A 20,107-nucleotide genomic window follows, 5' to 3' on the forward strand; every position below is an offset into this window, starting at 1 on the left:
TCCCGCGGTGCTGGAGTGGCGCAATTGGTAGCGCAACGCACTTGTAATGCGTAGGTTGCGAGTTCAAGTCTCGTCTCCAGCTCAAAAGGAGGCTGGGCCCCGGTGTGGGCCTAGCCTTCGGTGGTTTTTGAGGGGGCGTCGATAAGTCGAAAAAGCCGGTCGACCATGCGCTGGCGGTTAGCGGGGGATAGCTTGCGCTGGTTGAGGTGATCGTGCACCCACAGGCCGGTACTAAGAAGCATGATCAGCAGATTATCCTCGTCCGTCTCGGCGGCGGAAGGATCGACCATCCAGCGCGCATCCACCTCGGCCCACTGGGCGGAAAAATCCGGGTGGGTCTGGGAATGTACACACATCAACAGCTTGATGAGCGGATCATTTTTGCCCATCGACAATACGAGCGCGCGGGAACGCTCGGCCCAGCTGAGCTCGCTTGCCGGGTGGCCGCCGGCCAGCTTCTCGAGTTCTGCTTCCCAGCGTGCGGCGCAAAATCCATGGCAGTCTACGAGCAGATCATGGCGGGTAGGGAAGTGATAAATGAGTCCGGACTTGGACATGCCGGTCGCCTGCGCCAGGGATTCGTAGGTCAAGCCAGAGACGTCCTCGGCAGCGATGATGTCGAGCGCAGCTTCAAGGGCTGCGGTCTTTTTGTTGAGTCGCGGCATAGGGATCTCCTGATTTCGGGTTATCGCGGAAACACCAGGCGGTTATCGCGGCTAGGAGCAAGGCGAAGCAAGCTAGGCCGCCGATGGTGGAAAGATATCCGGCATTGTAGGCGCTCGCGGCGGCCGCGTGGGAAGAGGGGTGGTGCAGTGCGTCGGTACCCAGTTCCGCGAGGTGGGGCGGCAGTTCGCGGGCCATGAGTAGCGGCACGAGGGTGCCGGTCAGTGCAATGGAGATCAGGGTGCCGAATTCATAGGAAACCGCTTCTACGCCCGAGGCCATGCCGGTGCGATGAAGGGGAGCGGCATTGATGATGGCGGTGGAGGACACGGACATGGCAAGGCCCGCGCCGAGGCCGGTGAGCACTAGGGCGGAGACGAGTAGGGGAAGCGTCTCGCCCCGGCTCACCACCACCAGGGCCATGCCGGCGGCCATGAGCAAGAATCCGCCGCTAATGAGTGGGAGGAACCCCACGCGATGCAAGGTGGCACCACCCAGGATGGAGGTAGGGATGGCAGACAGTGCCATGGCGGAGATGATGAGGCCGGCGTGAAGGGGTGAGAGGGCGTCGACAAGCTGCAGCTTTTGGGTACTCAGCAGCTCCAGGCCGGCGAGGCCGAACATGGCACCCCCGGCCGTTAGGGCCCCGCCGCTGAAGATACGGGAGCCAAAGATGTCGAAGGTCAGCAGGGGATCTGACAAGCGAGCCTGGCGGCGGCCGAAGGCGAGCGCGCCGCAGATGAAGACGATGCCTGCGGCGGCGCTCACCGGCCAATTATGTGCCAGGGATTTGATGGCCAGCACTAGGCTGGCGAGAGTGATAAGGGAATACAGGGACGAAGGGAAGTCCCAGTGTTTTAGGGGGTTCGGAGCGTTTTGCGGGGCAAGGAACAAAGTCAGCACAATGGTCACGACCACAACCGGGACATTGAGCAAAAAGACCGAGCCCCACCAGAAGTGCTCCAAAAAGAAGCCGCCCACGGTGGGGCCAGCCGCCGCGCCGATGACGGCGACAGAACCCCAGATGCCAATGGCCGTGTTGCGCTCCACCTCATCGGGAAAGGTCAGGCGGATTAGCGCTAGGCTCGACGGCATCATGATGGCGGCGCCGCAGCCCAGGAAGGCGCGGCCTACAACCAGCGTCCAGGCGCTGGGGGAATAAGCGGCGAGCAGGGAAGCGCCGCCGAAGACGGCCAAGCCGATGAGGAACATCCGCCGGTGGCCGGTGCGATCGCCCAGCGTGCCGGCGCCAAGAAGGAGGCCGGAGAGCACCAACGCGTAGGCGTTGATAATCCAGAGTTGCTGGGTATCGGTGGTGTGCAATTGCTGCGATAGCTGCGGCAATGCGGTGTAGAGGATGGAATTATCCAGCCCAACCATGAGTAACCCCAGAGAGATGACGGCGCAGAAAGACCACCGCTGGGCGGCCGTGGAGGCCGCAGCGGCGTGGTCTTGTGCGCGGGGCGGGTGGATACTCATAGCGCAGTAAACAGTACCGAACGGTCGTTACAGTTTGCAGCCGAAGATAGGTTAGTATTGCCTTCCTCACAGCTAGGTGCAGTGTGTGAGTGTATAGGAGATGAGTGGACTTTCCTGCGGTCTAAGTAGCACAGTGGTATTAACACCAATTAAGAGTTAAGGATGATTTTTAATGGCACGTAACTATGCAGAACAGCTAGTTGACACCCTGGAAAAGCAGGGTGTCGAGCGCATTTATGGCCTCGTCGGTGACTCCCTGAACCCGATCGTGGATGCCGTTCGTCGCTCCTCCATCGAGTGGATTCACGTCCGCAACGAGGAAGCAGCAGCCTTCGCTGCCGAGGCAGACTCCCTGACCACCGGCAAGCTGGCTGTATGTGCTGCATCCTGCGGCCCGGGCAATACCCACCTGATTCAGGGCCTGTACGACGCCCACCGCAACGGCGCCAAGGTGCTGGCACTGGCTTCCCACATCCCATCTCGCCAGATCGGCTCCAAGTTCTTCCAGGAGACCCACCCAGAGGCAATCTTCCAGGAGTGCTCTGGCTACTGCGAGATGGTCAACTCCGCTGAGCAGGGCGGCGTTGTCCTGCACCACGCCATCCAGTCCAGCATGGCCGGCAATGGCGTATCCGTCCTCGTTATCCCGGGTGACGTTTCCATGCAGGACGCTGAGGATGACTCCTTCGTCGAGTCCAAGATCTCTGCTGGCCGCCCGGTCGTCTTCCCGGATCCGGCCGAGGCTGCTGCCCTGACCCAGGCCATCAACGAGGCTAAGTCCGTCACCCTCTTCGTTGGCGCCGGCGTCAAGGATGCCCGCGAGCAGGTGCTCAAGCTGGCCGAGAAGATCAAGGCTCCCATCGGCCACGCCCTGGGTGGCAAGATGTACATCCAGTACGAGAACCCGTTCGACGTAGGCATGAACGGCCTGCTGGGCTACGGTGCGGCACACGAGGCCACCCACGAGGCTGACCTGCTCATCCTGCTGGGTACCGACTTCCCGTACAACGACTTCCTGCCGGATGCCAACGTGGCACAGGTGGACATCAACGGCTCCCACATCGGCCGCCGCACCAAGATTTCCTACCCGGTCACCGGTGACGTAGCCGCCACCATCGAGAACATCTTGCCGCACGTGGATGAGAAGAAGGATCGCTCCTTCTTGGACAAGATGCTCAAGAAGCACTACGGCAAGCTGGAGCACGTCGTTGAGGCTTATACCTCCAACGTGGACAAGCACACCCCGATCCATCCGGAGTACATTGCAGACCTGATTGATAGGAACGCGGATGAAGATGCCATCTTCACCGTCGATACCGGCATGTGCAACGTGTGGGGCGCTCGCTACATCACCGCCAACGGCAAGCGCGAGCAGATTGGCTCCTTCCGCCACGGCACCATGGCCAACGCCCTGCCACAGGCACTGGGTGCGCAGGCCGCTAACCCGGGCCGCCAGGTCATCACCTTCTCCGGTGACGGCGGACTGTCCATGCTGATGGGTGAGCTGCTCACCGTGAAGCTGCACAACCTGCCTATCAAGATGTTCGTGTTCAACAACTCTTCCCTGGGTATGGTCAAGCTGGAGATGCTGGTGCAGGGTCTGCCGGAGCACGAGACCGACCACGAGTCCGTCAACTTTGCCAAGATTGCAGAGGCTTCCGGCATCAAGCACTTCCGCATCGAGGATCCGAAGGACGCACCGGAGCAGATCAAGAAGGCGCTGGCTTATAACGGCCCGGCTCTTATCGACGTCGTTACTGACCCCAACGCCCTCTCCCTGCCACCGACGCTGACCATCGAGCAGCTCATGGGCTTCTCCAAGGCTGCCACCCGCACCGTTCTGGACGGTGGCGTTGGCCAGATGATCACCATGGCAAAGTCCAACCTGCGCAACATCCCGCGCCCGCAGGACTTCTAAATAGCGCGCTGCGCTAGCTGCCACGCCCTTCCCCACCTGGGGAGGGGCGTGGTTTTCTTTTGCGCCGAGCAGACCGAGCATCCACGTTCACAGGATTCAGGCAGAAACTCTTCAGTAGGCTGGAAAGCAAGCGTGCCATGATGACGTGTTAGAAAATCACAACCTTTAAGGGAGTCTGAGGAGAACATGGAAGACACTAAACTCGCCAAGGTTCTTGTCGTCGATGACGAACCCAATATTGTGGAGCTGCTTACCGTATCGCTGAAGTTCCAGAACTTCGAGGTATTTAGCGCCAATTCCGGCAACGAGGCGCTGCGCATTGCCCGCGAAGTAAACCCAGATGCCTACATCCTGGACGTCATGATGCCGGGCATGGATGGCTTCGAGCTCCTGGGCAAGCTGCGCCAAGAAGGCCTGGACGGCCCGGTGCTCTACCTCACCGCTAAGGACGGTGTGGACCAGCGCATCCACGGCCTGACTATCGGCGCGGATGATTACGTGACGAAGCCCTTCAGCTTGGAAGAAGTTATCACCCGGCTGCGCGTCATCATGCGCCGCGGCGGCGCGGCGGAAGAATCAACCAACGATGCCACCATGAGCTATGCAGATCTGACGCTCAATGATGACACCCATGAGGTCACCAAGGCCGGCGAGCTCATCGAGCTTTCGCCCACCGAGTTCAACCTCCTGCGGTACCTCATGCAAAACAAGGAAGTGGTGCTGTCCAAGTCCAAGATTCTGGACAATGTGTGGCACTACGATTTCGGCGGCGATGGCAACGTGGTCGAGTCCTATATCTCCTACCTGCGCCGCAAGATCGATACCGGCGAGACGCAGCTGATCCACACCGTGCGCGGTGTGGGTTATGTACTGCGCACCCCGCGCTCCTAAAGTGCTTCAGTGATGGAAGATTCACAGGAGACTCAGGACCAGGCACCTGCGCCGGCGGCGGCGCGCCCGCAGTCCATGTGGCATGAGGGCCTGGGGCAAGGCGAAGGGGAGGGAAATTCCTCCAAGCGGCGGATGTTTTCCCAGATTCCGCAGGCCATGCCGCTGCGGACGTGGCTGGTCATCCTCCTCGTCGTGGTCTCCGGGCTCGGCATTACGGGCTCGTCCTTTGCGGTGAATTCCATCATGCGCAACGTCCTCTTCAACAACGTCGATGATGAGCTGCGCGCCGCGTCGACCACATGGGCGCGCGATATCAGCAATGACTTTTTCATCGGCGATCACACCAAGCGCCCGCCTACCGAATACGTGGTGCTGAACTACCTGCCCGATGGCACCATCCGCTACTCGGGGCCATCCTCGACCACCCCGAATGCGGAAAATATCCCGCTCGGTGGGTATCCCACCACCGTGGGGTCCATCGAGAACAACACCAAGTGGCGCGCGCTCGCCTTCGCGGATTCCCATGGCGTCATCACGGTCATTGCAAAGGATATGACCCACGAGAAGGAAATCCTGCACGGCCTAGCCATGGTCCAAGTGACCATTGCCGCCATCGCCTTGGCCGCCATTGCGGCCGTGGGTTTCTGGTTTATCCGCAGGGCGTTGCGGCCGCTGCGGGTGGTGGAAAAGACGGCGTCGGAAATCGCGGCAGGCGACCTAGACAAGCGCGTTCCCAAATGGCCGCTGCACACCGAGGTGGGCCAGTTGGCCGCCGCGCTCAATATCATGCTGGGGCAGCTGCAGCGCTCCGTCGTGCGCGCGCAGGAAAAAGAGGAACAGATGCGTCGCTTCGTCGGCGATGCCTCGCATGAGCTACGCACGCCGCTGACCAGCCTGCGCGGCTATACCGAGCTCTATCGCTCCGGCGCCACCAAGGACGTGGACCTGGTCTTTTCCAAGATCGACGATGAGTCCAAGCGCATGTCCCTGCTGGTGGAGGACCTGTTGGCCCTTACCCGCGCCGAGGGCACGCGCCTAGACCTGCACCCCGTAGACCTGCTGGAGCTGGCCCTGTCCGTGGGCTCTTCCGCGCGTGCGGCCTTCCCCGGCCGTGAGATTAAGGTGGCCAATGATGCCAAGTCCATCCCGGTGGTCAATGGCGATGCCAGCCGCCTGCATCAGGTGCTGCTCAACCTGGTGACCAACGGCATCCGCCACGGCGGCGAGGATGCCACGGTGACGCTGCGCCTGCGCCGCGAGGCTAATGATGTGCTGGTCGATGTCAGCGATGATGGCAAGGGCATGTCCCAGGAAGATGCGGCGCACATCTTCGAGCGCTTTTACCGTGCCGATACCTCGCGCACCCGCGATACCGGCGGCTCTGGCCTGGGCTTGGCGATCGTCCACTCCCTAGTGGAGCAGCACGATGGCAGCATTAGCGTCGACTCCGAGCTCGGCCGCGGCACCACCTTTACGGTGCGCCTGCCCGCGCTTGCCGACGCCCCCTCTAAGCCCTAGTCCTCCTCCCGAAAGCCTTCCTCGTTGGTACCCAGGTGCTGGCGGATGCGGGCGGCTGCCTCATCCATCGCGGCATCGTCGGTGTTATCGGCGTCGAAGGCCTTGGCAAAGTCATACTCTTCCATCTTCTCGGCGGGGAAGAGGTGAATATGGGTGTGCGGGACATCGAATCCGGCGATGATGTAGCCGGTGCGCGGGGTATCAAACGCGGTCTTGATAGCTCCGCCGATCTCCAGGGCGACCTCGTTGAGGTGGGCCCAGGTCTGTGGATCCAGGTCGGTCCACTTATCTACTTCCTCGATGGGCACGACCAAGGTGTGGCCGTAGCGCAGCGGCTCGATGGAGAGGAAAGCCACGCAGGTCTCATCGCGGTAGACAAAGCGAGCGGGTAGTTCACCATTAATGATCTTTGTAAATACAGAAGCCATGTGTGCCAGGCTACCCGCTGGTTATGATGGTGGGCATGCGCATTCTCGTAATTGGTTCGGGCGGCCGTGAACACGCCCTTGTCAAGGGCCTGTCCGCCGACCCCAAGAGCACCGAAATCCACGCCGCGCCGGGCAGCGCGGCCATGTCTGATCTCGCCACGGTCCACCCGGAATACTCCCAGGTAGATAACGCTGATCGCATGGTGGAGCTCGCCCAGAGCATCGCCGCGGACCTTGTTGTCATCGGCCCTGAGGTTCCCCTCGTCGCCGGCGTGGCCGATGCCCTGCGCGCGGCCGGCATCGCTGTCTTCGGACCTAGCAAGGAGGCAGCCCAGATCGAGGGATCCAAGGCCTTTGCCAAGGACGTCATGGAGTCCGCCGGCGTCAAGACCGCCCGCGCGGAGCAGCTGCGCCCGGGCGCCACCGAGGACGACATTGAAGCCGCCCTCGACCGCTTCGGCCCGCAGTTCGTGGTCAAAGACGATGGCCTGGCCGGCGGCAAGGGCGTCGTGGTCACCCCGGACCGCGCCGCCGCCCGCGCCCACGTCGATGCCGTCCTCGCGGCCGGCAACCCGGTGCTGCTGGAATCCTTCCTCGATGGCCCCGAAGTCTCTCTCTTCTGCTTAGTCGATGGCGAGACCGTCGTCCCGCTGCTGCCGGCTCAGGATCACAAGCGTGCTTACGACAACGACGAGGGCCCCAATACCGGTGGCATGGGCGCCTACACCCCGCTGCCGTGGCTGCCGGAGGACGGCGTGCAGCGCATCGTGGACGAGGTCTGCACCCCTGTGGCCAAGGAGATGGCGCGCCGCGGCACCCCTTATTCCGGTCTGCTCTACGCCGGCCTGGCCTGGGGCGAAGAAGGCCCGGCCGTCGTCGAGTTCAACTGCCGCTTCGGCGACCCGGAGACCCAGGCAGTGCTCTCCCTGCTCAAGTCCCCGCTGGCTGAGGCCCTTAACGCCACGGCCACCGGCACCCTTTCCGAGCTCCCGCCGCTGGAGTGGGAGGATGGCTTCGCCGTCATCATCGTCATGGCGGCCGAGGGCTACCCGGCCTCCCCGCGCAAGGGCGATGCCATCTCCGGCGCCGCCCTGGACGATCCGCAGCGCGTCCTCCACGCCGGCACCGTGCATACCGACGGCGCCTACCGCACCGCGGGCGGCCGTGTGCTCAGCGTGCTGGGCAAGGGTGCCACGCTTGCCGACGCCCGCGCAGACGCCTACGCCACCGTCGACGGCATCGAGTTTGCGGGTGGCTTTGTGCGCCGGGACATCGGCAAGCGAGCAGAAGACGGTGAGATTTCTCTCTAACCCTTCACCCCGCGGTGGGGCAGGCATGGAATAATAGCCACGTGGCTGAAAAGAAGAAGATTTCCAACGTCCTGTCCTCCCGCTATGCCTCCGCGGAGCTGTCCAATATCTGGAGCCCGGAGCATAAAATCATCTTGGAGCGCAAGCTCTGGATTGCGGTCATGCGCGCCCAGAAGGATCTGGGCGTAGACATCCCCGCCAAGGCCATCGATGCCTACGAGGCCGTGGTAGAGGACGTGAACCTCGAGTCCATCGCGGAGCGCGAGCGCGTCACCCGCCACGATGTGAAGGCCCGCATCGAAGAATTCAATGCGCTGGCCGGCTACGAGCACATTCACAAGGGTATGACCAGCCGCGATCTCACCGAGAACGTGGAGCAGCTGCAGATCCACACCTCGCTGGAGATCATCCGCGATAAGGCCATCGCAGTGGTCTCCCGCATCGGCCGCCACGCCGCCGAGTACCAGTCCCTGGTCATGGCGGGCCGCTCCCACAACGTGGCCGCGCAGGCCACCACCCTGGGCAAGCGCTTCGCTACGGCCGGCGATGAGATGCTGCTGGCCATCGAGCGCGTCGAGGATCTCTTGGCACGCTACCCGCTGCGCGGCATCAAGGGCCCGATGGGCACCTCCCAGGACATGCTCGATCTCATGGGCGGCTCCGAGGACAAGCTCGCCTCCCTAGAGACGGCCATCGCGGATTACCTGGGCTTCCACCGCATCTTCAACTCTGTGGGCCAGGTCTACCCGCGCTCCCTCGACTTCGACGCCATCTCCGCCCTAGTGGAGCTCGGCGCCGCTCCGTCCTCGCTGGCTACCACCATCCGCTTGATGGCCGGCAACGAGACCGTCACCGAGGGCTTCAAGGAAGGCCAGGTCGGCTCCTCCGCCATGCCGCACAAGATGAACGCCCGTTCCTGCGAGCGCGTCGGCGGCCTGCAGGTCATCCTCCGCGGCTACCTCACCATGGCCGCGGACCTCGCTGGCCAGCAGTGGAACGAGGGCGATGTTTTCTGCTCCGTCGTCCGCCGCGTCGTGCTTCCCGACGCCTTCTTTGCCCTCGACGGCCAATTCGAAACCTTCCTCACCGTCCTCGACGAGTTCGGTGCCTTCCCGGCCATGATCGATCGCGAGCTGGAGCGCTACCTGCCCTTCTTGGCCACCACCCGCATCCTCATGGCGGCCGTGCGCGCCGGCGTGGGCCGCGAGACCGCCCACGAGGTCATCAAGGAAAACGCCGTGGCCGTCGCGCTCAATATGCGCGAAAACGGCGGCGAGCAGGACCTGGTCCAGCGCCTTGCTGCCGATGACCGCCTGCCCATGGACGAGTCCGACCTAGAGGCCGCCCTGGCCGATAAGCACGCCTTCATCGGCGCCGCCGAGTCCCAGGTCAGCCAGGTGCTCAACCGCATCAACGCCCTGGTAGGCGAACACCCCAAGGCCGCGGCCTATACCCCGGGCGAGATCCTCTAAAGCGAGCCGGGCAGGGCCCGCTTTCCTTTGGCAGTGCGTCCTACTTTCGCATTTAGCCCCACTTTTCGCATTTCGATCAAATAGTCCCCGAATCCCACGCGGATTTCGGGGCTTATTTGATCGAAACGTGCTCGCTACCCCTGGGCGCTAGAATGAAGGTCATGCGACCTGAGCTTTCTTCTTATACCCATCTTGCCTCCGGCAAGGTCCGCGATATCTACGATGTAGACGAGAACACCCTGTTGATGGTGGTTTCGGACCGCATCTCGGCCTACGACCACGCCCTCGAACCGGCCATCCCGGACAAGGGCCGCGTGCTGACCGCAACCTCGAAGTTCTTCTTCGACTCCATCGATTTCCCCAACCACCTGGCCGGCCCGCTCGATGATGAGCGCATCCCCGCCGAGTGCCTCGGCCGCGCGATGGTGGTCAAGAAGCTGGATATGCTGCCCTTCGAGTGCGTGGCCCGCGGCTTCCTCACCGGTTCCGGCCTGAAGGAGTACAAGGCCAACGGCACCGTGTGCGGTATCGAGCTTCCGGAGGGCCTGGTTGAGGCTTCCCGCCTGCCCGAGCCCATCTTCACCCCGGCCACCAAGGCAGAACAGGGCGAGCACGATGAGAACGTCTCCTTCGACTACGTGGTGGACAAGCTGGGCGCAGAGCGCGCCGAAGAGCTGCGCGCGGCCACCCTCCGCATCTACTCCGAGGCCGCCGCGCTCGCGGAGGAGAAGGGCATTATCCTCGCCGATACCAAGTTTGAGTTCGGCCTAGACCAAGACGGCACCCTCGTGCTGGCCGATGAGGTTCTGACCCCAGATTCCTCCCGCTACTGGCCGGCCGATTCTTATGTGGAGGGCGAGGTCCAGCCGTCCTTCGACAAGCAGTACGTGCGCAATTGGCTGACTTCCGACGCCTCCGGATGGGATCAAGCCGCCGACGGCACCCCGCCCCAGCTTCCCGACGATGTCGTTTCCGCCACCCGCCTGCGCTACATCGAGGCCTATGAGCGGCTTTCCGGCGAGCGCTTCGCGGACTTCCTCTCGCCCGAGGCCTAGCTCTCGCTCTACGGGGCGCCACGCGTACAGTGGGGCGGCATGAGCAACGAGAATCTTTCCGCCCCCGTGGCCGCCGTCCACCCCGTGACCCGTTCCTTCCACGGACGTGAGTTCGTGGATAACTACGAGTGGCTGCGCGATAAGGAATCCCAGGAAACCCTGGATTACCTCAACGCAGAAAATGATTACACCAAGGCGAAGACCGCGCACTTGGATGAGATGACGGAAAATATCTTCCAGGAGATTAAGTCCCGCATCAAGCAAACCGATATGTCCGTGCCTTCTCGCCGCGGCGATTACTGGTACTACGGCCGCACCGAGGAGGGCAAGAGCTACGGCTACTCCTGCCGCCTCCCGGTAGAGGAGGGGGCCGACCCATGGACTGCCCCGGTTATCCCAGAGGAAGGCACCCCGGAAGGCGAGGAGATTATCCTCGACGCCAACGCGCTGGCGGAGGGCAAGGACTTTTTCGCCCTCGGCGCCGCCTCCATCTCTGATTCCGGCCGCTACCTGGCCTATTCCGTGGACTTCGCCGGCGACGAGCGCTTCGAGCTCTACATCAAGGACCTAGACTCCGGCGAGCTTCTCGACGACCACCTCAAGGGCATCTTCTACGGCGCCACCTGGGCCGGCGACGGCTATATCTTTTACACGACCGTCGACGAGGCATGGCGCCCTGACGCCATCTGGCGCCACAAGGTCGGCACCGCGCAGTCCGAAGACGTGCAGGTGTTCAAGGAAGAAGACGAACACTTCAACGTCGGCATCGGCAGCGCTCGCTCCGATAAATACCTCTTCCTTGGCGTGAGCTCCAAGGTGACCTCTGAGGTGTGGGTCCTCGAAGAAGACAACCCCGAGGGTGAATTTCGCCTGCTGTGGGAGCGCGAATCCGGCGTGGACTACGACGTCGACCACGCCGTCGTCAAGGGCGAGGATTACTGGATCGTCACCCACAACGCCACCGGCCCCAATTTCGAGGTCGGCTATACCAAGGCCAAGGATGAGCTGCCCGCCCTACGCGAGCTGCCGACGCTTCTGCCGCACGAGGAAACCACCCGCATCGAGGGCGTGGACACCTACCGCGATCAGATTGTGGTGGGCTACCGCCGCGGCGGCATCGGCCGCGCCGCCATCATGCGCGTGAACGACGGCTTTAGCGAATTCGAAGAGCTCAACTTCGACGAAGAACTCTTCACCGTGTCCGTATCCGGTAACCCCGAGTGGGACGCACCGGTGCTGCGCGTGAGCTACGTGTCTTTCACCCAGCCCTCCCAGCTCTTTGATTACCGCGTGGATACCGGCGAATTTACCCTGCTCAAGGAGCAGGAGGTTCCCGGCGGTTATAACCCGGATGATTACGTGGCCTACCGCCTGTGGACCACGGCTGCCGACGGCACCGAAATCCCCGTCTCCATTGTCCACCGCGCCGACCTCGACCGCACCCAGCCGAATCCGACCCTGCTCTACGGCTACGGTTCCTATGAGGTCAGCGTGGATCCGGCTTTCTCCGTTACCCGCCTGTCCCTCATGGACCGCGGCATGATCTTCGCCGTGGCCCATGTCCGCGGTGGCGGCGAGATGGGCCGCACCTGGTACGACGACGGAAAGATGCTCAAGAAGAAGAACACCTTCACCGATTTCATCGATGTTGCTGATGACCTCATCGCCCGCGGCGTGACCACCGCGGATCAGATGGTGGCCGAGGGCGGCTCTGCCGGCGGCATGCTCATGGGCGCGATTGCCAATATGGCCCCGGATCGCTTCACCGCCATCCAGGCCGTCGTGCCGTTCGTGGATCCGCTGACCTCCATCCTCATGCCGGAGCTGCCACTCACGGTCCCTGAATGGGAAGAGTGGGGCGACCCGTACCACGATCCAGAGGTCTATGACTACATGAAGTCCTACTCGCCGTATGAAAATATCGAGGCTAAGGACTACCCGGACATTCTGGCTATCACCTCGCTCAATGACACTCGCGTACTCTACGTTGAGCCGGCCAAGTGGATCGCCCAGCTGCGAACGACGGCCACCGGCGGCGAGTTCTTGCTCAAGACCGAAATGGCCGCAGGCCATGGCGGCGTGTCCGGGCGCTATGAAAAGTGGCGCCAGAATGCCTTCGAGTACGCGTGGACCATCAACAAGGCCACTGGCTTGGAGAAGTAAAACCCGGATAGGGGGCCAACGCGCGAATCCTGAATTCCTGTGCGATAATTTTCCTTATGAATGGCCACCTTCTGGTATCTATCTCCAGCATCTTTGATGACACACGGAAGCAGGCTAGCCGGCTCCTCTCGATCCTTGATCGAGAGGAGATTCCTGTTTCCCTGCTGATTGCCCCGCATATCGACGGCAATTGGCACCTCGCCAAAGACAAAGACACCAAGAAGTGGCTGCAAGACCAAGCCGATGCCGGCCGCGTTCTTATCCTGAACGGTTTTGATCGTTCAGTGCAGGGCCGCCGCGCGGAATTCGCCAACCTCGATTCACACGAGGCGAAGCTGCGCCTCGCCGGAGCTACCCGCCAGATGGCCAAGATCGGCTTCGAGCCCACCATCTTTGCTCCCCCTCGCTGGCGCATGTCGCCCGGTACCTTGCAGGTCTTGCCGCAGTTCAAGTTTGAGGTAGCCGCCTCCACCCGCGGCATCCTCCAGATTAATTCCGGTAAGTTCCACCAGGCCCGCAACCTTTCTTTTGGCGAAGGCTTTGGTTCCGCCAAGTGGTGGCGCAAGAACATTATTCGCGCTGCTGAGCGCTCAGCCCAGCGTGGCAACACCGTCCGCCTTTCGGTTTCCGGCCGCAACCTGGATGACCGCAAAGTAATCAATGACTTCGTCAAAGCCGCCGACCGGGCCATCAACGCCGGCGCGATCCCTGCCGATTACGGCGCTTATCTTCCAAAGTAGCCCGCGCATTCCCTCGCCAGAGGCTCCGCGGAGCAATAAGCACAGCTTCGCGATTTTCGTCCATATAAACGCCCATTTCCGTCGACGGTTGTGGTGGTTTATATGGACGAAAGTCGTGAAATGGCAAAAGGCCCCGCCGCTAGGGAGTCTTCCTCCGAAGCGTGCGGGGCTAGGGCTAATGGGTGATTAACGCTGCAGGCTAGTGATGAAGTTCTTCACTTCCTTTGGCAGCATGACCCAGATGGGGGCCGGGATGGCCTTCTGGAGGTTGCCGGTCACGGCGAGGAAACCAGGGATGGCGACGAGGCCGGCGATGGCTGCGATGGCGGCGGCGATGCCGGCACCGACGGAGCTAGTGCTGGAGCTAGAGCCGGAGGCAGGCTTGCCCGGCTTTTCAGAAGGATTCTCGGAGGGCTTGTCCTCTGGCTTGCCTGGCTCATCGGAAGGCTTGTCCGCAGTATCATCCGGCTGGCCGGCGGAGTCGTCCTCGCCGAGGGTGAAGCCGACCTTGACCGGGTCGTGGTCGGAGGCGCGGAATGGGGAGTCATCGTAGAAGTCCACGATGTTGTAGTTGCGGCGGGAGTATTCGAAGGCGACGGGTTCGTCGGCGTTGATGTTCCACACTTGGGCGTCGTCAAGCGTGCCGGTGGCAACCTTGTTGGCCAGCACGTGGTCGAGGGTGCCAAGCAGGCCGGAGAACTGGTAGGAGGGGTCAGCCTCGTATTTTTCGGCGGGGACGGTGAAGCCATCGTTGCGGAAGACATCGAGCGCCGTCTCGTGGGTGTAGGTATTGAAGTCACCCAGGGCGAATAGCGGCTTATCCTTCCAGTCCTCTTGCTTGTGCAGCGCATCGAGCACGGCCTGGGCCTGCGCATTGCGGACGTTTGGGTTATTTCCCTGGCCGTCGCCGGAGTCGGCGTCGCCCTTGGCCACCGAGCCCTTGGACTTGAAGTGGTTGGCCACGGCAACGAAGGACTCCTCGCCCTCCTTTAGCGGCTGGAATTCCTGGGCGAGCGGTTCGCGGGCGGTGCCAGTGAAGCGATCATCCTGGAAGATGCGGGATTCGCCGACGGGCTTGACCACATCCTTGTGGTAGATGAACGCGGTGCGGATAACATCCGGGGAGCTCGGTACGGCGTCCTCGGAAGGAGAGGGGACAAAGGCCCACTTATCGGAGCCGGCCGCCTCGTTGAGCTTTTCCGTCAGGTGCTTGAGTGCCTTATCGCGCTGGGCGAAGTCACCGGTGACGGCGTAGCCATCTTCGATTTCGGAAAGGCCGATGACGTCGGCATCGAGGCCGTTGATGGCGGCGACGATCTTGCGCTCCTGGTCTTCCAGCGCGGATTGGGTATAGGCGCCGCGGGTCTTACCGCGGTTCACGGTGACCTTATTGCCCTCGCGGTCGGTGTAGGCGCTGCCGCCGAATTCCTCGCCCAGGGAGGTGAAGTAGTTCAGCACGTTGAAGGCGCCGATGGTGTACTCGCCCTTGACGTCATCGATGGCGTGGAGCTCGGCCGCGCGGGAATCCTCCCAAGAGATGGGCAGGTCTGCGCCCTTGGTGTTGCCGGTGACCGGGGTGGTGGGCTGGAAGCGCCACTGGTCGTGGGAGAAGCCCACGATGACCGGGTGCTGGAAGGACACGGTATCGGTGGTGCGCAGGGACTTGATGGTCTGGGCATCATCCTGGGCGATATAGGGCAGTGGGGTGTTCTGGTCGGTCTTGAGATAGTCGCGGGTGCGGCCATCGTCCAGGGTGACCAACTTATCGGCGTTGTCCTTGGTCAGCTTCTGAATATCGGAGTTGGGATCCGTGGAGGGGGAGAAGATATCGGAAGGCTGGCGGAAGGCTTCCTTGCCCGGGGCGAGGCCGACCTCGCCGTACTGGTTGAGTGAGTAGTTATTCGTCACGGTGTGCTCGCCAGGCTGGATGAGCATGTGCTCGAAGGGTTCGCGGGCCTCGGTGCCATCGGGAAGCTGTTCTACCTTGAGTGGGGTGACCTTCTCCAGCGGGGTATCGAGCTGCGTGACCGTGGAGGCGGTGAGCTGGGTGGAACCATAGAATTCGGAGACCTTGCCGGTGACCTCGACGGAATCTTCTAGGGCAGGGTACTGGTCGGCCGGCTTATCACCCATGTAGACGAAGATGGCCTGGGAGGCGTCGGTGGCCTCGGCGCCAGTACCTCCGGTCTGAATGGTGAAGCCATTGAGGCCGCCTTCGGACCACACGCCGGTGACGACGCCCTCGGTGGACACGGTCTGGTCCTTGAGCGGGGATTCGGCGCCGGTGCCTTGGATATCCGCGATGGCGGTGACGCCCTCGGGGGCCGGCTGCGCGGGCTCGGCCGGATTCTCGGGCTGCGGGGCGGGGGCCTCGTTACCGGAGTTGGTCGGGGTAGGCGCTCCGGTGGTGAAGTCGGCGGCGTTGTCATCGGTATCGGTGCCCTCGGCGTCGCGGGAGGCGGACGTGGCATTGGACAGGCCAGCGGCGGCGGTGCCTTCCTTGAGGGAAGCGGCGCCGTAGCCGATGGCATCGATGGGGGTACCGGCGGCGTCGGCAAGCTGCACGGAGCCCTTGGAGCCGGACATGTTGAGGCTGCCCTCGGCATCTGGGGCAGGCAGGGCCTCGCCCGCGCCATTGCCGGCCGCGCCCTGCACTAGGAAGTAGCCGTGCGGGGCGATGGTGCCGGAAAGCTCCACCTTGCCGCCGGTATTGCCGGAGGCGGAGAAGTACTCCACGGTGTAGCCGGTCAGGTCAATCGGGGCATCGGTGGGGTTATAGAGCTCGATGAAGTCATGGGTGAAGGCAGCGCCCTTATTGCCGCCTCCCCCGTAGACCTCGGAGATGACTGCGGCGGAGCCATCGGTGGCGGCCGTGGCGGTAGGAACGGCAAGGGCGGCAGAAGACAAGGCGGTGGCAAGTGCCAGCGCGCCGAGGCGGCGAGAAGACATAGATTCAACCTTAAAAAGAGAGCGACAGTGTGCGTTGTCTATTAGTAGAGTGCCGCGCCGGGCAAGGTTGGAAAGCACGCCGAAGTTTGCCAGAGCGTCGTTTGGGGTTCACGTAGAGTTTGCTCAACCGGGGTGAAACCCACACTGCGGGGGTGAGTCTAGGTAAAAGGCGGGGGTGCCAACTAAACTAAGCCGCGCAGACCAAAGCCCCATACAGTAAGGCAAATATTTCATGGCTCGTGTAGTTGTCAATGTCATGCCCAAGGCGGAAATTCTGGATCCGCAGGGCCAAGCCGTCGTCCGCGCGCTGGGTCGCATCGGGGTATCCGGTGTCAGCGATGTGCGCCAGGGAAAGCGCTTCGAGCTCGAAGTCGATGACTCCGTCACCGCAGAGGACTTGGAGAAGGTAGCCGCCACGCTGCTGGCCAATACCGTCATCGAGGACTACGAGGTTGTTGGGCTGGAGGTCAAGTAAGTGACCGCCACAATCGGAGTAATCACTTTCCCCGGAACCCTGGATGATGTGGATGCCGCTCGCGCTGCCCGCACCGCCGGCGCAGAGGTGAAAAGCCTCTGGCACGCAGATACCGATCTGCACGGCGTGGATGCGGTAGTAGTGCCGGGCGGTTTTTCTTATGGTGACTACCTGCGCTCGGGCGCGATTTCTGCGCTCGCGCCGGTGATGCAGTCCGTTATCGATCGCGCGAAGCAGGGCATGCCGGTGCTCGGCATCTGCAATGGCTTCCAGATTCTTACCGAGGCGGGCCTGCTGCCAGGCGCGCTGACCCGCAATAAGGGCCTGCATTTCCACTGCACCGATACCTACCTCGAGGTGGCTAATTCTACCACCGCGTGGACTAGCGAGTTTGAGCAGGGGCAGAAGATCTTGGTGCCGGCCAAGCACGGCGAGGGCCGCTTCCAGGCCGGCGATGATGATATCGCCCGCATCGAGGGTGAGGGCCGCGTGGTCTTCCGCTATACCGATAATTACAACGGTTCCGTCAACGGCATCGCCGGTGTGAGCGATGAGTCCGGCCGCATCGTGGGCCTCATGCCGCACCCCGAGCACGCCATTGACACGCTAACCGGCCCATCCACCGACGGACTGGGACTTTTCGTATCCGCCATCAAGGCCGTCGCCCAGGCGCCGGCGGTTTAAGGAGGCCATTTTCATGACCGTTCATAATGACACCGTAGAAAAGGCGCAGTCCACCCCGGACGAGCAGCAGCCCTACGCGGAACTCGGCCTGAAGGACGACGAGTACCAGCGCATCCATGACATCCTGGGCCGCCGCCCCACCGATGCGGAGCTGACCATGTACTCCGTCATGTGGTCCGAGCACTGTTCCTATAAGTCTTCCAAGACGCACCTGCGTTACTTTGGTGAGACCATGACCGAGGAAATGGGGGAGAAGATCCTCGCCGGCATTGGTGAGAACGCCGGCGTGGTGGATATCGGAGACGGCAACGCGGTGACCTTCCGCGTGGAGTCCCACAACCACCCCTCCTACGTGGAGCCTTACCAGGGTGCGGCCACTGGTGTGGGCGGCATCGTCCGCGACATTATGGCCATGGGTGCTCGCCCGATTGCTGTTATGGACCAGCTGCGCTTTGGGCCTGCCGACGCCCCCGATACCAAGCGCGTCCTGCCCGGCGTTGTTTCCGGTATTGGTGGCTACGGCAACTCCCTGGGCCTGCCCAATATTGGCGGCGAGACCGTCTTTGATGAGACCTATGCCGGTAACCCGCTGGTCAACGCCCTGTGTGTGGGTACCCTCAAGGTTGATGACCTGAAGCTGGCCTTTGCGTCCGGAAAGGGCAACAAGGTCATGCTCTTCGGCTCCCGCACCGGTCTGGATGGCATCGGCGGCGTGTCTGTGCTGGCCTCCGATACCTTCGAGGACGGCGCTGAGCGCAAGCTGCCGGCCGTGCAGGTGGGTGACCCCTTCGCGGAGAAGGTCCTCATCGAGTGCTGCCTGGACCTCTACCACGCCGGCGTGGTCGTAGGCATCCAGGACTTGGGCGGCGCGGGCCTGGCCTGCGCCACCTCCGAGCTTGCGGCCTCCGGCGATGGCGGCATGGAGGTCAACCTCGATAACGTGCCGCTGCGCGCGCAGAATATGACCGCGGCCGAGATCCTCGCCTCCGAGTCCCAGGAGCGCATGTGCGCCGTTGTGGCTCCGGAGAACGTGGAAAAGTTCCGCGAGATCTGCGAGCACTGGGACGTCACCTGCGCCGAGATTGGCGAGGTCACCGAGGGCAACCACCTGGTCATCCGTCACCAGGGCGAGGTCGTCGTGGACGCCCCGGCCGGCACCATTGCGGACGAGGCTCCGGAGTATGACCGCCCGTATGCCCGCCCGGAGTGGCAGGACGAGCTGCAGAAGTACCAGGGCACCGACAAGCGTGGCCTGGTTGAGTCCCTGCAGAAGCTCGTGTCCTCCCCGGCGCTGTGCTCGCGCGATTTCATCATGAACCAGTACGACCGCTACGTGCGCGGCAATACCGTCCAGTCCCACCATGCGGACGCCGGCGTCCTGCGCATCGACGAGGAGACCGGCCGCGGCGTGGCTGTTTCCGCCGATGCTTCCGGCCGCTACACCAAGCTGGATCCGAACATGGGCGCCCGCCTCGCGCTGGCGGAGGCCTACCGCAACGTCGCCGTCACCGGCGCCAAGCCCGTGGCGATTACCAACTGCCTGAACTACGGCTCCCCAGAGAACCCCGACGTGATGTGGCAGTTCCGCGAGTCTGTGCATGGGCTTGCCGACGCCGCCGTGGAGCTTTCCATCCCCGTCTCCGGCGGCAACGTTTCCTTCTACAACCAGACCGGCGAAGAGCCGATCCTGCCTACCCCAGTGGTGGGCGTGCTGGGCGTTATCGATGACGTGCACAAGGCCATCGGCAACGAGCTGGGCACCGTGGGCGAGAAGGAAGTGCTCATCGCCCTGGGTGAAACCAAGGATGAGTTCGGCGGCTCCATCTGGCAGCAGGTCAGCGCCGATACCTCCGATGCTTCCTCCCTCAATGGTCTGCCGCCGCAGGTAGATATGGCCAACGAGAAGCGCCTGGCCGAGTTCTTCCACGGCAATGATCTGCTCACCGCGGCGCACGATATCTCCGAGGGCGGCCTTGCCGTCACTGCCTTTGAGATGGCAAAGCGCGCCGGTGCTACTGCCGACGGCGCCGGCCTCGGCCTCAACCTGGACCTCACCGAGGTCCACGAGGACGAGTTCGTCGCCGCCTTCTCCGAGTCCGCCTCCCGCGTGCTCGTGGCCACCACCGCCGACCGCGCCGATCAGGTCTTGGCCCGCGCCGGCGAGCTGGGTATCCCAGCCGCCATCGTTGGTGAGACCACCGAAACCGGCGCCCTCACCCTCGGCGGCGAGTCCGTCGCCATCTCCCAGCTGGTCGCCGCCTGGTCCGCCACCCTGCCGGACCTCTTCGACCACGCTGTGGGCGCTAACTCCGTAGTGGAGTAAACCGCTCCGCACTCCCGTCGCACAACGACGCGGATACGC

At 62.8% G+C, this 20,107-nt stretch carries 15 protein-coding genes and 1 tRNA gene; 12 read left to right on the forward strand and 4 right to left on the reverse strand.

The features are described 5' to 3' along the window. Positions 1-9 precede the first annotated feature (9 nt). Positions 10-82, forward strand: a tRNA-Thr gene (locus QP884_RS09365). Positions 83-110: 28 nt separating this feature from the next. Here the strand turns inward: QP884_RS09365 and QP884_RS09370 are convergent. Beyond that, positions 111-665 (reverse strand): TetR/AcrR family transcriptional regulator, encoded by a 555-nt coding sequence (locus QP884_RS09370; RefSeq protein ID WP_005325753.1) that lies wholly within the window; start codon positions 663-665, stop codon positions 111-113. Then, complete coding sequence (locus QP884_RS09375) at positions 631-2,142, reverse strand: MFS transporter (protein ID WP_284821838.1); 1,512 nt, start codon at positions 2,140-2,142, stop codon at positions 631-633. Before QP884_RS09375 ends, QP884_RS09370 begins: the two co-directional genes overlap by 35 nt. 172 nt (positions 2,143-2,314) lie before the next feature. Between QP884_RS09375 and QP884_RS09380 the strand changes: the two genes are divergently transcribed. The 3 genes from QP884_RS09380 to QP884_RS09390 all read left to right on the forward strand — a co-directional run bounded on the left by QP884_RS09380 (position 2,315) and on the right by QP884_RS09390 (position 6,469). Beyond that, entirely contained in the window at positions 2,315-4,060 is a 1,746-nt protein-coding gene (locus tag QP884_RS09380; protein ID WP_284821839.1) for a pyruvate dehydrogenase, read from the forward strand. Between the two features lie 186 nt (positions 4,061-4,246). Beyond that, positions 4,247-4,951 (forward strand): response regulator transcription factor, encoded by a 705-nt coding sequence (locus QP884_RS09385; RefSeq protein WP_150850895.1) that lies wholly within the window; start codon positions 4,247-4,249, stop codon positions 4,949-4,951. 12 nt (positions 4,952-4,963) lie between these two features. Then, the gene (locus tag QP884_RS09390) at positions 4,964-6,469 is read left to right on the forward strand and encodes a sensor histidine kinase (protein WP_284821860.1); all 1,506 of its coding nucleotides are present in this window, start codon (positions 4,964-4,966) and stop codon (positions 6,467-6,469) included. Here QP884_RS09390 and QP884_RS09395 read toward each other — a convergent pair. After that, a complete protein-coding gene (locus QP884_RS09395) occupies positions 6,466-6,897 on the reverse strand; it encodes an HIT family protein (RefSeq protein WP_284821840.1) in 432 nt (143 codons plus the stop codon). The genes QP884_RS09390 and QP884_RS09395 overlap by 4 nt on opposite strands. Positions 6,898-6,932: 35 nt before the next feature. Between QP884_RS09395 and purD the strand changes: the two genes are divergently transcribed. From purD to QP884_RS09420, 5 genes are all read left to right on the forward strand, one after another. Beyond that, entirely contained in the window at positions 6,933-8,207 is a 1,275-nt protein-coding gene (purD, locus tag QP884_RS09400; protein ID WP_284821841.1) for a phosphoribosylamine--glycine ligase, read from the forward strand. 41 nt (positions 8,208-8,248) lie between these two features. After that, entirely contained in the window at positions 8,249-9,679 is a 1,431-nt protein-coding gene (purB, locus tag QP884_RS09405) for an adenylosuccinate lyase (RefSeq protein ID WP_284821842.1), read from the forward strand. 161 nt (positions 9,680-9,840) lie between these two features. Beyond that, positions 9,841-10,734, forward strand: coding sequence for a phosphoribosylaminoimidazolesuccinocarboxamide synthase (locus QP884_RS09410; protein ID WP_284821843.1), 894 nt, complete (start codon positions 9,841-9,843; stop codon positions 10,732-10,734). 39 nt (positions 10,735-10,773) lie between these two features. Continuing rightward, positions 10,774-12,897 (forward strand): S9 family peptidase, encoded by a 2,124-nt coding sequence (locus tag QP884_RS09415; RefSeq protein WP_284821844.1) that lies wholly within the window; start codon positions 10,774-10,776, stop codon positions 12,895-12,897. A gap of 56 nt (positions 12,898-12,953) precedes the next feature. Next, a complete protein-coding gene (locus QP884_RS09420; protein WP_250409047.1) occupies positions 12,954-13,637 on the forward strand; it encodes a DUF2334 domain-containing protein in 684 nt (227 codons plus the stop codon). 186 nt (positions 13,638-13,823) lie between these two features. Here the strand turns inward: QP884_RS09420 and QP884_RS09425 are convergent, their stop codons facing one another. After that, positions 13,824-16,586 carry an ExeM/NucH family extracellular endonuclease gene (locus QP884_RS09425; protein ID WP_284821845.1) on the reverse strand — a complete coding sequence of 921 codons (2,763 nt, stop codon included), beginning with the start codon at positions 16,584-16,586 and terminating at the stop codon, positions 13,824-13,826. A 232-nt stretch (positions 16,587-16,818) separates the two neighbouring features. Here QP884_RS09425 and purS point away from each other — a divergent pair, with 232 nt between their 5' ends. From purS to purL, 3 genes are read left to right on the forward strand one after another with little or no spacing between them, the layout of a single operon-like run. Next, the gene (gene purS, locus QP884_RS09430; protein ID WP_150850979.1) at positions 16,819-17,061 is read left to right on the forward strand and encodes a phosphoribosylformylglycinamidine synthase subunit PurS; all 243 of its coding nucleotides are present in this window, start codon (positions 16,819-16,821) and stop codon (positions 17,059-17,061) included. Next, positions 17,062-17,745, forward strand: a complete 684-nt coding sequence (purQ, locus tag QP884_RS09435; protein ID WP_005325791.1) for a phosphoribosylformylglycinamidine synthase subunit PurQ — start codon at positions 17,062-17,064, stop codon at positions 17,743-17,745. Between the two features lie 13 nt (positions 17,746-17,758). Further along, a complete protein-coding gene (gene purL / locus QP884_RS09440; RefSeq protein WP_284821846.1) occupies positions 17,759-20,068 on the forward strand; it encodes a phosphoribosylformylglycinamidine synthase subunit PurL in 2,310 nt (769 codons plus the stop codon). Positions 20,069-20,107 lie beyond the last annotated feature (39 nt).

Source organism: Corynebacterium tuberculostearicum, from assembly GCF_030229345.1.
In the GTDB taxonomy this organism is placed as follows: Bacteria; Actinomycetota; Actinomycetes; order Mycobacteriales; family Mycobacteriaceae; genus Corynebacterium; species Corynebacterium tuberculostearicum_G.

What these genes read in the sequence shown, in the direction of transcription:
- QP884_RS09370 (WP_005325753.1), bottom strand. Translation starts at nt 665, where the DNA reads ATGCCGCGACTCAACAAAAAGACCGCAGCCCTTGAAGCTGCGCTCGAC.
- QP884_RS09375 (WP_284821838.1), bottom strand. Translation starts at nt 2,142, where the DNA reads ATGAGTATCCACCCGCCCCGCGCACAAGACCACGCCGCTGCGGCCTCC.
- QP884_RS09380 (WP_284821839.1), top strand. Translation starts at nt 2,315, where the DNA reads ATGGCACGTAACTATGCAGAACAGCTAGTTGACACCCTGGAAAAGCAG.
- QP884_RS09385 (WP_150850895.1), top strand. Translation starts at nt 4,247, where the DNA reads ATGGAAGACACTAAACTCGCCAAGGTTCTTGTCGTCGATGACGAACCC.
- QP884_RS09390 (WP_284821860.1), top strand. Translation starts at nt 4,964, where the DNA reads ATGGAAGATTCACAGGAGACTCAGGACCAGGCACCTGCGCCGGCGGCG.
- QP884_RS09395 (WP_284821840.1), bottom strand. Translation starts at nt 6,897, where the DNA reads ATGGCTTCTGTATTTACAAAGATCATTAATGGTGAACTACCCGCTCGC.
- purD (WP_284821841.1), top strand. Translation starts at nt 6,933, where the DNA reads ATGCGCATTCTCGTAATTGGTTCGGGCGGCCGTGAACACGCCCTTGTC.
- QP884_RS09410 (WP_284821843.1), top strand. Translation starts at nt 9,841, where the DNA reads ATGCGACCTGAGCTTTCTTCTTATACCCATCTTGCCTCCGGCAAGGTC.
- QP884_RS09415 (WP_284821844.1), top strand. Translation starts at nt 10,774, where the DNA reads ATGAGCAACGAGAATCTTTCCGCCCCCGTGGCCGCCGTCCACCCCGTG.
- QP884_RS09420 (WP_250409047.1), top strand. Translation starts at nt 12,954, where the DNA reads ATGAATGGCCACCTTCTGGTATCTATCTCCAGCATCTTTGATGACACA.
- QP884_RS09425 (WP_284821845.1), bottom strand. Translation starts at nt 16,586, where the DNA reads ATGTCTTCTCGCCGCCTCGGCGCGCTGGCACTTGCCACCGCCTTGTCT.
- purS (WP_150850979.1), top strand. Translation starts at nt 16,819, where the DNA reads ATGGCTCGTGTAGTTGTCAATGTCATGCCCAAGGCGGAAATTCTGGAT.
- purL (WP_284821846.1), top strand. Translation starts at nt 17,759, where the DNA reads ATGACCGTTCATAATGACACCGTAGAAAAGGCGCAGTCCACCCCGGAC.